The organism is Seonamhaeicola aphaedonensis (assembly GCF_003386195.1).
In the GTDB taxonomy this organism is placed as follows: domain Bacteria; phylum Bacteroidota; class Bacteroidia; order Flavobacteriales; family Flavobacteriaceae; genus Seonamhaeicola; species Seonamhaeicola aphaedonensis.
Genome location: NZ_QRDX01000004.1, coordinates 249,394 through 262,622 on the forward strand (window position 1 = coordinate 249,394; position 13,229 = coordinate 262,622).

The 13,229-nt window shown below is 32.8% G+C and carries 10 protein-coding genes; 2 read left to right on the forward strand and 8 right to left on the reverse strand.

The window, feature by feature from the left end; genetic code table 11:
* Positions 1-63: 63 nt before the first annotated feature.
* A complete protein-coding gene (locus tag DFQ02_RS08735; protein WP_116524040.1) occupies positions 64-2,127 on the forward strand; it encodes a tetratricopeptide repeat-containing sensor histidine kinase in 2,064 nt (687 codons plus the stop codon).
* Positions 2,128-2,129: 2 nt separating this feature from the next.
* On the opposite strand, the gene ctlX is transcribed toward DFQ02_RS08735, so the two are convergent.
* The 6 genes from ctlX to bshC all read right to left on the reverse strand — a co-directional run bounded on the left by ctlX (position 2,130) and on the right by bshC (position 9,534).
* Positions 2,130-3,065 (reverse strand): citrulline utilization hydrolase CtlX, encoded by a 936-nt coding sequence (gene ctlX, locus DFQ02_RS08740; protein WP_116524041.1) that lies wholly within the window; start codon positions 3,063-3,065, stop codon positions 2,130-2,132.
* 170 nt (positions 3,066-3,235) lie between these two features.
* Positions 3,236-3,463: a DUF3820 family protein gene (locus DFQ02_RS08745; protein ID WP_116524042.1), complete on the reverse strand. Its 228-nt coding sequence runs from the start codon at positions 3,461-3,463 to the stop codon at positions 3,236-3,238.
* Positions 3,463-3,999 carry a DUF922 domain-containing protein gene (locus DFQ02_RS08750; protein ID WP_116524043.1) on the reverse strand — a complete coding sequence of 179 codons (537 nt, stop codon included), beginning with the start codon at positions 3,997-3,999 and terminating at the stop codon, positions 3,463-3,465. Before DFQ02_RS08750 ends, DFQ02_RS08745 begins: the two co-directional genes overlap by 1 nt.
* A 70-nt stretch (positions 4,000-4,069) precedes the next feature.
* Positions 4,070-5,989, reverse strand: coding sequence for a PBP1 and LysM peptidoglycan-binding domain-containing protein (locus DFQ02_RS08755; protein ID WP_116524044.1), 1,920 nt, complete (start codon positions 5,987-5,989; stop codon positions 4,070-4,072).
* A gap of 298 nt (positions 5,990-6,287) precedes the next feature.
* Positions 6,288-7,823, reverse strand: a complete 1,536-nt coding sequence (gene guaA / locus DFQ02_RS08760; protein ID WP_116524045.1) for a glutamine-hydrolyzing GMP synthase — start codon at positions 7,821-7,823, stop codon at positions 6,288-6,290.
* A 106-nt stretch (positions 7,824-7,929) separates the two neighbouring features.
* The gene (bshC, locus tag DFQ02_RS08765) at positions 7,930-9,534 is read right to left on the reverse strand and encodes a bacillithiol biosynthesis cysteine-adding enzyme BshC (protein ID WP_116524046.1); all 1,605 of its coding nucleotides are present in this window, start codon (positions 9,532-9,534) and stop codon (positions 7,930-7,932) included.
* Positions 9,535-9,746: 212 nt separating this feature from the next.
* Here bshC and DFQ02_RS08770 point away from each other — a divergent pair, with 212 nt between their 5' ends.
* A complete protein-coding gene (locus DFQ02_RS08770) occupies positions 9,747-11,015 on the forward strand; it encodes a carboxypeptidase-like regulatory domain-containing protein (RefSeq protein WP_116524047.1) in 1,269 nt (422 codons plus the stop codon).
* Positions 11,016-11,103: 88 nt separating this feature from the next.
* Here DFQ02_RS08770 and DFQ02_RS08775 read toward each other — a convergent pair whose 3' ends face one another.
* Positions 11,104-11,790 (reverse strand): peptidoglycan DD-metalloendopeptidase family protein, encoded by a 687-nt coding sequence (locus DFQ02_RS08775; protein WP_116524048.1) that lies wholly within the window; start codon positions 11,788-11,790, stop codon positions 11,104-11,106.
* 82 nt (positions 11,791-11,872) lie between these two features.
* Positions 11,873-13,177: a 30S ribosomal protein S12 methylthiotransferase RimO gene (gene rimO, locus DFQ02_RS08780; RefSeq protein ID WP_116524049.1), complete on the reverse strand. Its 1,305-nt coding sequence runs from the start codon at positions 13,175-13,177 to the stop codon at positions 11,873-11,875.
* Positions 13,178-13,229: the final 52 nt, after the last annotated feature.

The following is a 13,229-nucleotide window of genomic DNA, read 5'->3' on the forward strand; positions in this document are numbered from 1 at the left end:
ATTCTTTTCTCCCTCAATAGCAGAAAACTTTAGATATAGAAGAAGTTTCAAGGTGAACATTATATGAAGCAATTAATTACGTTAGGTTTAATTTTGATTACGTTTCTGGGGTTTTCACAAACCAAGGAAATAGATAGTCTTACTATAAAATTAGCGTATCAAAAGCAAGATTCCTTAAAAGTTGACACTTCCCTACAGCTCATAAAAGCACTATATAACCTTGAAGATTATAACAAGGCATCTGACTATATTCTGTTAAGCGAAAAACTTTCGGATGACATTAATTACAAAAAAGGTACTGCCGAAGTTACTTATTACAAAGCTTTGATTTATGCTCAAAAGGACGACTACATTAATGCGCTAAGAGGCTATAATAAAGCTAAAAATTTATTTAAGAGTTTAAATGATGTAATAGGAGTTGCCAAAGTAAATAACAATATTGGCTTGATTGAAATTAAAAGAGGGAACTTTTCTGAAGGGCTTCAATATTCTCTAGCGGCTATTAATGAACTTGAAAAGCAAGACTTAAAAGAAGAACTAAAATTAGCTTATAGTAATCTAGCAAAAGCTTATAGTAATGTAAATGCTCATGATAAAGCCATTGCGTTTTATATCAAGGCTTTACATGTTCAAGAGCAATTAAAGGATGCTGATGGTATAACTACTTCTAACATGGCTTTAGCCGAATTGTATTCACTAAAAAAGGAACACCGAAAAGCTATTGAGTATTATGAAAAAGTATTGGCTAATAACACCGATACTTCCATTCGTGGAACTATTTATTCTAATTTAGGAGGAGAATACCTTAAGTTTAACGACTATAACAAAGCCACCGAATACTTGGTTCAGGCGTATAATATTAATATAAGAAGTGAGGATAAGTCTGGTTTACTTACAGTTTTAAACAACCTTGCTGATTTAAATTTACGTAAGAGCAGACTTAATGTTGCCGAACGCCAATTATTGCAGGCAGGTGCTATTGCCAAAGAGTTGGATAATAAGAAAGAACTATTGAAACATTACAAGCTCATGACAGCCTTAGACTCTACTAGGCGACGATTCGATAGAGCTTTTGTATGGCAACGTGAATATTATAATTTAAAAAATGAATTGGATAAAAAAGTATCTCCTTTAAACGATAACACTGAGGCTGAGATTAGACTTGAATTAGATCCTAATTTTGATCAACTGCATTCAGATTCAACTACCGAAGATGTTAAAAAAAATATTTCTACTGAAGATTCAAATACCCTTGGTAAGTTCAAGATACTTCTATACGCCCTGTTAGCCGCCCTAGCTATTGTGGCTACTTTTTTAATTTTAGCATATTTAAAGCGAAATGAGACAATTAAATATACGCAAGAATTAGAAGAAAAAAGTATTAAAACCGACTTACAAAAACAGGCTTACGAAGAACAAATAGCACACCTTGAAAGTATTAACAATGTAAAAGACAAATTATTCTCCATCGTATCACATGATTTGAAGGATTCTTTGTCTTCTATAAATGGTTTTATTGGCTTGCTAAGTGATGGTTCTCTATCTAGAGAAGAATTTGAAAAGCTGATACCAGAGCTAAGTGAAAATGCTAATAATGCCTCTTTGTTATTATTTAACTTATTAAATTGGTCTAAGTCTCAAATGCAATCTTTAGAACCTAAACCAAGCTTGTTTGATATTCAGGAAGTGTTTGAAGACAAGGTAAAACTTGTTGAACAGCGCCTGGAAAATAAAGGTATTACACTAATTGATCATTCTCTTAGAGATTTTGCCTATGCAGACCGTAGCATGTTTGAAATAGTGGTTCAAAACCTTTTGGCAAACGCCATAAAATTCTGTAAAGAAGGGGATACCATAACTATTTCAAACCATATAAGCAATGGTAGTAGTATTGTGAGTATTGCTGATACAGGTGTTGGCATTTCTAAGGAAAATTTAGGGAAGTTATTTAAAAACACATCTTTTACAACTACTGGAACCAGTAATGAAAAAGGTACTGGCCTAGGACTCTCTATTTGCAAAGAGCTTGTAGAATTAAACCATGGTAAAATATGGGTTGAAAGCACACTAAATGTCGGCAGTACATTCTATGTACAGTTACCAAAATCGAAACCGACCAATGCTTAAAATTAAGCTTTGGGTAAAAACACTTCAGCCATCATACAACGGGCACTACCGCCACCACAAGCTTCAATAATATCTAAAGAACTGGAAATAATGGGGCAATGTTTTTCAATTTGATTGACTTGATTTAACGTTAAACTATCATAAGCCGCTTGGCTCATAATTACATATAACTGGTTATTTTTACCACGCACCTGTAGCATATTACCTGCAAAACTGTTTACCTGTGCTTCTGTAATAGCAATCACCTCTTTATTGGTATCTTTTAAATGCTTAACAACATTTTTGCGTTCTTTTTTATCGTCAATGGCTTCTAAACAAATTACAGTAAAAGTTTCTGCCACACACATCATCACATTAGTATGATAAATAGGTTTACGTGTGCCGTTAACAGTTTGGTTAGCCTTGAAGATGATTGGGGTGTATTCAAAATCCTCGCAAAATTCAATAAACAAATCTTCATCAGCTCTGGGTGATAACGCACAATATGCCCTTTTATTTATCCTGTCCAAAACAACACTTCCAGTGCCTTCTAAAAAAATATCTTCATCTTCAGCAGCAGTATAATCAACTACATTTTTAATCAGAAAACCTCTTTCCTCTAGTATATCTAGAATATCTTCCCTACGTTCATAACGTCTATTTTCAGCAAACATGGGGTATATAGCCACGGTACCATCTTGGTGGAATGAAATCCAATTATTGGGGAAAATAGCATCTGGAGTGTCAAAATCCTCTGTATCAGATACTACAACCACTTGAACACCAAAAGACCTTAGTTTTTCAACATATGCATCAAACTCTTCTTGTGCCTTTTTATTAATTGAAGCTGGCAAAATATTATCTATTACTTTTTGATAATAGTTATTTACTGCCGTCTGTTCGTTCATCCTAAAATGAATAGGGCGCACCATTAAAATCGTATTAGTAGTCTGTTGCATAGTTCATATGAATAATGCTTAAAAGTATAATAATTAATCTAAAAACTATTTTATTTAGGGACCCCTTGCTTAACTTTTGGTAAACTTGTATTGTCATATACCATTATTTAAGTTGAATTTATTTTAGTATTAAGACGACAACATATTTGGAATACACAAAACCTAAAAACTCACTTAAGGTATTGCTTCTGAATATTTTTCACCAAATATTCCAATCCATTAACTTTTAACTCATAAACCGTAGTGAGCATATCACCTAACTTATTTTTAGGAAAGCCTTTTCTGTGATACCAAACCACATAATATTCGGGTAAGTCTATTAAATAACGATCCTTATATTTTCCATAGGGCATTTTAGTCTGTGCTAATTTTATAAGAAAGTCTTTATCTGGGAGCATTAATTTGATTTGTATTTAGAATACTTTTTGATCTCTTCTTTAATGTAGGCTTGCCATTTAGCTTGTGCATTTACATGTCTTGAATAATTAGTCTCAGTATCATAACTATTCTGAACAGATGTTAGTTCTTTGTTTATATCATCATGAAGCTTTTGCAAAATCCTTTTGATATTAGCAGACTCTTTTAACTTGCTTACTCTGTATCTAAACTTTCTAGCATACAACTCCGTAATATCGAAATGTAACTGTTCATGCTGCAAAACATGGTTGTTGGCTTTTTCTGGTTTATACCAAGATTGTTCTGGATAAAAATGAGCATCAATTTCTGTCTTAAAACTAACTACCTTTCCATCGGTTTGTTTAATTGAAAAACCAAGAGTAATTCCTGAGGCGGTTATGGCCACAGCATTAGACTGATTATCTGGTGTTGCCTTAAAATCAGACCAAGTCAATTTATAAGAATCACGCCATGATATAACAGGTTCTTTATGAACCAACAAAAAACAGCATAAAACAAAACAAGTTCTAATTAACATAAGTAGGTTTTTTTATTAAGTTCTCATCAAAACAACTTCTATCAAAGCCACCAACAAGAACACCAAATTCTTATCGTTTCACTTCAACAATAGCTAAATCTTGATGCTTCACCAAATATACAGCATCATTATAAAAGCCTCCAAAAAGCTTCTTTTTATATGAAAATTTGTTCTCTACATATTCTGTTAAAGGGGCGTTATTTACTGATAAAAACAAATCGTCTGATGTTACTAATCGCAGCACTACGTCCATAGTTAAATCAAATCCTTTTACAGCTCTTTTGTTTGGAGTTATATGATAGACACTCTCATACTTTTTGGCAAAGGCATCATTTTCAATATAGTTTTTTGACGTGGTTGCGTAATGAAATTGAAGCTTAGACAAATGTTCATTGGAAATTTCGTCTCCTTCAAAAGCCTTATTAAAATCTGTTGTTACTAGTACAATATCTCTTTGCTCAATTTGTTCTTCTTCATTTTCTTTCTGAATTAAAGAAGCTAAAATACTAGTAACATTTGAAGCAAATCCAACATCTTTAGTTTCTAAAAACACCATGTTATTACCTGGTTTCAAAACATCTTCTATATCCTGCCTGTTCAAATAATACTTGTCTACACCTTCTTTGTCTTTTCTAGAAAACACTTGTTTAGCTGCTATAAATTCCTGCTTTAAATTATTGGAAACAATAACATGCTTAGAGTCTGCCACAATCACAATATTACTGATCAAGGTGTCTGACTTTACAAAATTTAACACTTTAGACTTTAGTAACTCATCTGACGCTCTAGACTGAAACACGTTATCATACAACTTTAAATCTGATCCTATAGGAGATATGATAGGCACATGATACTTTCTTAATTCTGATGAAGCTTTTTCAAAAGTTTTAGAAGTTAATGGTCCAATTACCGCATCAACATCTTCAAAATTATGATTATTAATAATTTGGCTAACCTCATTCACCTCGTTCTTGGTATCGTAAACATCAACTTTAAGTGAAATGCCCAATGTTTGTAGAGAATCAACTGCCATTAAAACCCCAGAATGGAAATCCAACGACGCATCTAAATAAGGGTCGCTTTTAATACTTCTTTTTATGCCAGCTATAGAATCAAAATCTACCCTATTCAATCTAAAGGGTAACATGATAGCAATACGCTTCGTTGTATAATCTGAAATACTATCTACCAAAGTAATTCTGTCTTTTTCCTCTTCAACAGAAATCGATTCGTTAAAAGGAATCTTCAAAATCATGCCTGCTTTTAACCCTGTTTCCTTCAATTCTGGATTTAAAGCTTCTAACTGATCTTGTTCTAAACCAAGTTTTATTTTTAAACGGTAAAAACCTTCTTTAGGTAGTACTTTGTAATAACTATATTGATCATCAATTTCTTTTTCGGCGTCATCCTCAATGTTAGGCACTTTAATTTCTTGACCTTCTTTTAAAATCTCTCCCATGTTTGGGTTTAAAGATTCTAACTCTGCCACAGTAATTCCGAACTTATAAGCAATACGCCACTTGCCTTCCTTTGGTTGCACAATATAAGCTTTATAAGGATCTACTTTTTCAACCACTTCGGTGATTTTAAAAATGGGGATCTGCAATTTATCTCCCTTACGTAACGGATTAGCATACAAAAACTTATTGTGCTTCTTTATATCATCTTCAGAAACATTATAATTTTTAGCTAAACTATATAACGTCTCTTTTCGTTTGGTTTTATGCGTTTTAAAACCTTGCAATTCTTTTATTATCGTTTTTTTTACCTCAACTTTAGACTTTGGTATGATTAAAATAGTGTTGGGTTTTAATTCCTTTTTCGCTTCAGGATTAAGCGTATAAATATCGAAAGGGGTTACATAGTAACGTTTTGCAATACCTTCAATGGTTTCGCCTTTTTTTACTCTATGAACAGTATGGTTTTGAGCATGGACTAAACTAAAACTAAAAAAAAGTAAGAAACAAAAAATGGAAAAGTATTTACTCATATAATAACTATTTTTATGGTGTTAAAGGCAGTAACATCTACTATTACCTTTTAAGTTAAATCATATAACGTGCCAAAATAATACCTGTATTTAAAGACAATAGCAGGCAAATACAACATAAAACCTGATGATTTTATTAAACTCTCGTAAATATATACGATATGTTATAATATTAAGATGATGTTGGTATTATAAAAGTTTTTAAACTTATGATTTGCAATACCAACAACAAAAACCCTAATCATTCATCAACATGGAATCTATGTTTATGACTCTGCACAGAAACTAAAGTCACACATTACTCCCACTCAATGGTTGCAGGTGGCTTAGAACTAATATCATAAACTACTCTATTAACGCCTTTTACCTTATTTATTATATCGTTTGATATTTTTTGAAGAAATTCATAAGGAAGATTTACCCAGTCAGCAGTCATACCATCTGTACTTTCTACGGCTCTTAGCGCCACACATTTTTCATAAGTACGCTCATCTCCCATAACACCTACACTGTTTACTGGTAGTAACATAGCCCCAGCTTGCCAAACATCGTCGTAAAGCCCCCATTCTTTAAGTCCTTTAATGAAGATGTGGTCAACCTCTTGTAAAATCCGCACCTTTTCAGCAGTAATATCTCCTAAAATACGGATGCCTAAACCAGGCCCAGGAAAAGGATGACGCCCTAGAAGTTCTGGGTCTATACCCAAAGACCTCCCTACTCTGCGTACCTCATCTTTAAAGATAGCTCGTAATGGTTCTACTATTTTTAGCTTCATAAAATCTGGCAAACCACCTACGTTATGATGACTTTTTATGGTTGCCGAAGGCCCTCCCGTTGCCGAAACACTTTCAATAACATCAGGATATATAGTACCCTGAGCTAGCCAAGTTACATCTTCAATTTTATGGGCTTCGTCATCAAAAACTTCTATAAAAGCATTACCAATGGCCTTTCGCTTTAATTCAGGGTCTTCAATACCTTTTAAAGCTTCTAAAAAACGACCCGAGGCATCAACACCTTTAACATTGAGCCCCATACCTTCGTATTGATTTAAAACATTTTCAAATTCGTTTTTACGAAGCAATCCATTATTAACAAAAATACAATACAAGTTCTTACCAATAGCTTTGTTTAGCAATACAGCGGCAACGGTAGAATCTACACCACCTGATAAACCAAGTACTACTTTATCACTACCCACTTTTTCCTTAATGAATTCCACCGTTTCTTCTATAAAGGAATCTGGTGTCCAATCTTGATGTAAACCTGCTATACTGACCAAAAAGTTTTCTAAAAGCTGTTTCCCATCCGTGGAATGGTATACTTCTGGATGGAATTGAATAGCATACGTTTCTTCGCCATTAATTCTGTAAGCCGCATTTTCAACATCATGGGTACTAGCAATTAACACGCCATTTTCTGGTAATTGTTTAATAGTATCTGAATGACTCATCCAAACCTGACTACCGGTATGGATGTGCGCAAAAAATGGTTCGTTTCCTTTAATGAAGGATAAATTAGCACGTCCATACTCACGTGTGTTTGACGGTGCTACCTCTCCTCCAGAAAAATGAGCTAAATATTGAGCTCCGTAACATACTGCTAATAAAGGCTTTTTACCCCGTATTTCTGATAAATCTGGATGTAAAGCTTCTTTACCTCTTACAGAAAATGGGCTACCCGAAAGTATTACGGCCTTATACTCTTCTATATTTGATGGAACCTTATTGAACGGATGAATTTCGGAGTAAATGTTGAGTTCCCTAACTCTACGGGCAATAAGCTGCGTGTATTGCGATCCGAAGTCTAAAATTAGTACCTTGTCATGTTGCATGCGCAAAAATAAAAAGGTTTTTATAATTACGATTTAGGATTTTAGATTTTTTTAAAAAGGTTATTAACTAGTAAATCAGTAAAAAGTGTTCGATTTTGTGAACTAGTTACATAGTTAATATTAAAAATTCTCCCTGAAGAGGTTTTAAATGGGATATTAATTGAGGTATTAATTGCTTGCCATATTCTAAATAAAATTCAGAAAAATTAGTATTTCGTTCTTGTAAACCACCATTGGGGAATAATTCATTCTGAATGTCAGTCATACGTAAAACTTGGTCAGATAATTTCTTTTTTTGAGCTTTTAGGAGTCGTTTTTCAAGCTTATTCAAACCTTTAAGTTGTTTTACTTCCTGCGCTTTTACCGCTCCTAAAAAAGACTTATCGGTTTGTTCTGCCAAAGCATATAAATTTTCGAATTGCTGTTTTAAATACACTCTTTGCTCGGAAAAGTCAATATTGATATTAGATATTTCTCTAACCTTTTTATTAATGAAGGCATCTCGTTTTAAAAATATATCTTCTTTTGAAATCTTTAAATTCTGAAGTTTTTTAGCTTGATTTTTAGTTTGAATCAAGACCGAATTACGAAGCAGTAAAATTGGAAAAGGCACATCAACCTTTTTAAAATAAGCTTTTAACTGAAACCAATAGGCCAGCTCACCACCACCACCAATATAGCAAAGGTTTGGAAGAATCACTTCCTGATACAAAGGACGCATAATGACATTTGGAGAAAAGCGTTCTGGATGCAGAGAAAGTTCTTCTTGTATCTCACTCAAACTCCAATTAATATCTGTGTTTAAAACTTTAAAGCTGTTTGCCTCAAAAACAATACGTTCTCGTAAATTTTCAGTTAAATAAAAAAGATTAATTTCCCTTGGGTTAACTTGTATTTTATATGGTTGTTTTGGTAATTCATTAATTTGTGCATTAGTCTTAGAAACTTCATTAAAAGATCTATGATTCAGTAACTCGTCTTTAAGAAAAGGTATAAATAACTTTTTCAAATCGGCGGCATTGGCATCAATAATTACCAACCCGTAATCTTTAAACAAATCATTTGCCAAAAATCTGGTAGCATCAGCTAAATTACTATGGCTTAGATAAGCCTTTTTGAAAAGTGCTTTTAACTCATCGGCATTTTTACTTATACCAAATTCGCCTTCAAGTATCTTAAAAACATCTTCTAAACCAGTATTTGAAAGTTCTCCAACAGCACCTGTTGCACTTCTGTTCCATTGTATTTTCTTTCCCTTAAAATTGAAGTAATTAATCTCATCAAAATCATGATCTTCGGTTGCCATCCAATACACAGGAATAAAGTGGTAATTAGGATATTTATTTTGTAATTCCCTAGAAAGATTTATTGCAGACACTATTTTGTACAAAAAATAGAGCGGACCAGTAAATAAATTGAGCTGATGACCTGTTGTTATTGTAAAAGCGTTGTCCTTTTCAAGAAGTTTAATATTTTGAACGGTTAATTCCGAAGTACTAGTATTCTGATACTGTTTGTTTAAGGTGTTAACCAGTACATTTCTAGTTTGGGCTTTAAAAACCTTTTGTTTCTCCTGAATCTGATACCTAAAATTATCAATATTAGGAAACCTATTGTAAAACGTCTTCAATTCAGGTTTTTCAGCTAAATAATCACAGATTAATGACGAGAAATAGCCTGTATTTTTAAACGACAAAGTGCCTATTGACATAAAAAACACAATTTGACCATAAAGATACTGTTATTAAAATTCAAAAATCCTAAAAATTAAGTTAAGAGTTCATTTAAATCCTTTCGTGGTTTTTAATTATAGTTTGGTAAATGTAACTTATTAAACAAATGTTAAATCGTAAAACTAAACTATTAAATCATTAGTATTTTTCGTATCTTATTGGCAGTTAATTTGTTAAATAACCCTAAGCCATGAAAAAGAAAAATCTTTATAACCGTTTGTTGGTGGCAGTTTGTGTGTTTATTATTTGGGGCACCAATAGTTCTACATCCCAAAACTTATCAAAATTCATAGAAGTTAAAGGCATTGTTGTTGATGCAAGTAATAATGATCACTTGGTCTTCACCGATTTGGTTATAAAAGGAACCAATATTAGTACGGTTACTAATATTGATGGTGAATTTCTTTTAAAAGTACCTATTGAATATAGTGAGGGGGCTGTTGTTATCACTCATTTAGGTTATGAAACCAAGGAAATAGACATTACTTATTTTAAAGGAACAACAAAAATTGAACTCATTCCTGCGGTCACTACTTTAGATGCTGTTAATTTATTAGCTAGACCTGTAAATGCTAAAGACTTAGTTCTGCAAACGCTTCAAAAAAAAGGAAGATTATACAACAACGATAATACCTTAATGACGGCATTTTACCGAGAAACTATTAAAAAAAGAAGAAAAAATGCCTCACTTTCTGAAGCCGTTGTTAAAATTCATAAACAACCATATACTAATTATAGAAAAGATAATATTGAATTGATAAAGGCTAGAAAAAACACCAATTATGATAGATTAGATACTTTAGCTTTGAAACTTCAAGGTGGCCCTTTTAGTAACCTCTACACCGATTTAGTTAAATATCCAGAGTACATCTTTACAGAAGAGGATATTGACGATTACGAATTTTCTTTTGGAGAGTCTACAAACATTGATAAAAAATTAGTTTATGTGGTTAACTTTAAACAGAGTTCTTTTATCAATTACCCGTTATATTACGGTAAACTTTATATAGATGCCGCTACTTTAGCTTTAACCAATGCGGTTTATAGCTTAAATGTTGAGAATAGACATCTGGCAAGTCAAATGTTTGTACGCAAAAAACCAAGAAAAGTTGATGTATATCCTACTAAAGCCAATTACCGAGTCAATTATCGTATTCAAAATGGAAAATGGCATTATGCTTACAGTAATATTTTACTAAGCTTTAAAGTGAATTGGAAAGGTAAATTATTTAATAGTATATACACCTTGAATAGTGAAATGGCTGTAACTGATTGGGAAATAACTAATACAAAGTTTGCGAAAATTGAAAACCAAATGTTGCGTCCATCTACCATATTAACAGATCAAGCATCTGGTTTTTCAGACCCTGAATTTTGGGGGGAATACAATATCATAGAACCTGAAAAGTCTATTGAAAATGCTATTTCTAAAATTAAAAAACAATTAAAAAAGACGTAAGTTACTCAACCTAACATTACAATAAAATCCCGATAGTAGGCTATTGGGGTTTTTATTATTATCCAGTTATACTAATCAACGAAAAATCTTAAATCTTCAAAAGCAGATTAGGGTCAGGACAATTTTTAGAATAAAACTCTAAATCCTTTTTTGAACAAACTCCCGGGTAATCGCCTTGATTACCCTGTAAATCTTTAATGATTTGAAAATGCAGATGTGATGGATAATTTCCATTAATATTCTCATCACCTAAAACTGCTATTTTTTCACCTTGTTTATAAACTTGTCCTACTTTTAAATTTTGTAAGGACTCTAAACTTAAATGTCCGTATAGTGTATAAAACAAAATGTTATCAATATTATGTTCAAGAATGATTGTTGGCCCGTAATCACCAAAATTGATATTGTTCTTAAAGCTGTGAATTTGTCCTTCTAAAGGCGCATAAATGGGTGTTCCTTCTTGAGACCAAAAGTCAATTCCCAAATGTATATTTCGCTCTTCTTCTGTTTGTTTATTAAAGTGCTGACTTCTTTTGTAAATGTTCCTGACTTCTAAATAACCTCCGTAGGCTACAGAAGCCTTATGAATTTTAATATGGTTGCTTACAAAATTGCCTAATTTTTTAACTGAAGATACGTTTACAATATTCAAATCGTGGTTATTCTCAGATAAATTGATTGGGGTGTATTGAGATCTAGGAATAGAAGTATCAAGCACATGAAGCGGTTCTATGCTTAGGTTCTTTAATAATTTTGAAAAGTTTTTTAATCGCATCTATTCTTAAACAAGAAATTGGATGATTAAACAAAACCCTTCGACTGCGCTCAGGGTGACAATGCGCTAAACTATCAATGTGCTAATCTAAAACGTCTCCGTAAAGATCAAAATCTTCTGCTTCAGTAATTTTAACCGTTGTAAACTCACCTGCTTTTAAATAAGTAGTTGTGGCATCAATCAGTACTTCGTTATCTACATCAGGAGAATCAAATTCAGTTCTACCTATAAAATAATTGCCTTCTTTTCTATCAATAACAACTTTAAAGGTCTGCCCTATTTTTTCCTGATTCAACTCCCAAGAAATTTGAGATTGAATATCCATAATATCATTAGCCCTAGCTATTTTAACCTCTTCGGGCACATCATCCTCCAAAGTATATGCATGTGTATTCTCCTCGTGAGAGTAAGTAAAACAACCTAAACGCTCAAAGCGCATTTCCTGAACCCAGTCTTTCAAGGTATTAAAATCTTCTTCCGTTTCTCCTGGATAACCAACAATCAAGGTTGTTCTTATTGCCATTTCAGGAACCATCTCTCTAAACTCTTTAATAAGTTTTGTGGTTTTCTCTTTGGTTGTACCTCTACGCATACTTTTTAAAATAGTATCTGAAATATGTTGCAACGGAATATCTATATAATTACAAACTTTTGGTTCTCGTTTCATAACCTGCAAAACATCCATAGGAAAACCTGTTGGAAAAGCATAATGCAAACGAATCCACTCTATACCATCAACCTTAACCAAGGCCTCAAGTAATTCGGCAAGATTTCGTTTTTTATATAAATCGAGGCCGTAATAGGTTAAGTCCTGAGCTATTAAAATAAGTTCTTTGACGCCTTTGGCAGCCAATTTTTCAGCCTCTATGACTATTTCTTCAATGGGGGTGCTTTTATGCTTACCACGCATAATGGGAATAGCACAAAAACTACAGGGTCTGTCACATCCCTCAGCAATTTTTAAATAAGCATAGTTTTTAGGAGTAGTGGTTAAACGCTCGCCTATCAATTCATGTTTATAATCGGCTCCTAAAACTTTTAATAATCCAGAGAGTTCTGTTGTTCCAAAATATTGATCTACGTTAGGTATTTCCTTTTGTAAATCTGGTTTATAACGCTCACTTAAACACCCTGTTACAAATACCTTATCTACTTCACCTTCTTCTTTTTTCTGAACAAATTCTAGAATAGTATTTACACTTTCTTCTTTGGCATTGTTTATAAATCCGCAGGTATTAATCACAACAATGTTACCTTCCTCTTCATGAACTACATCTTTACCACTAGCCTTAAGTTGTCCCATTAACACTTCACTATCGTAAACATTTTTACTACAACCCAGAGTAACTACATTGATTTTATTTTTCTTTAAACTCTTTGTTCTCATACCATAATTAGATGTAGGCGCAAAGATACGGAATGGTTTATGATATATTATT

Excerpts from the sequence above, each read along its gene's own strand:
- DFQ02_RS08735 (WP_116524040.1), top strand. The coding sequence starts at position 64 with ATGAAGCAATTAATTACGTTAGGTTTAATTTTGATTACGTTTCTGGGG.
- ctlX (WP_116524041.1), bottom strand. The coding sequence starts at position 3,065 with ATGCAACAGACTACTAATACGATTTTAATGGTGCGCCCTATTCATTTT.
- DFQ02_RS08745 (WP_116524042.1), bottom strand. The coding sequence starts at position 3,463 with ATGCTCCCAGATAAAGACTTTCTTATAAAATTAGCACAGACTAAAATG.
- DFQ02_RS08750 (WP_116524043.1), bottom strand. The coding sequence starts at position 3,999 with ATGTTAATTAGAACTTGTTTTGTTTTATGCTGTTTTTTGTTGGTTCAT.
- DFQ02_RS08755 (WP_116524044.1), bottom strand. The coding sequence starts at position 5,989 with ATGAGTAAATACTTTTCCATTTTTTGTTTCTTACTTTTTTTTAGTTTT.
- guaA (WP_116524045.1), bottom strand. The coding sequence starts at position 7,823 with ATGCAACATGACAAGGTACTAATTTTAGACTTCGGATCGCAATACACG.
- bshC (WP_116524046.1), bottom strand. The coding sequence starts at position 9,534 with ATGTCAATAGGCACTTTGTCGTTTAAAAATACAGGCTATTTCTCGTCA.
- DFQ02_RS08770 (WP_116524047.1), top strand. The coding sequence starts at position 9,747 with ATGAAAAAGAAAAATCTTTATAACCGTTTGTTGGTGGCAGTTTGTGTG.
- DFQ02_RS08775 (WP_116524048.1), bottom strand. The coding sequence starts at position 11,790 with ATGCGATTAAAAAACTTTTCAAAATTATTAAAGAACCTAAGCATAGAA.
- rimO (WP_116524049.1), bottom strand. The coding sequence starts at position 13,177 with ATGAGAACAAAGAGTTTAAAGAAAAATAAAATCAATGTAGTTACTCTG.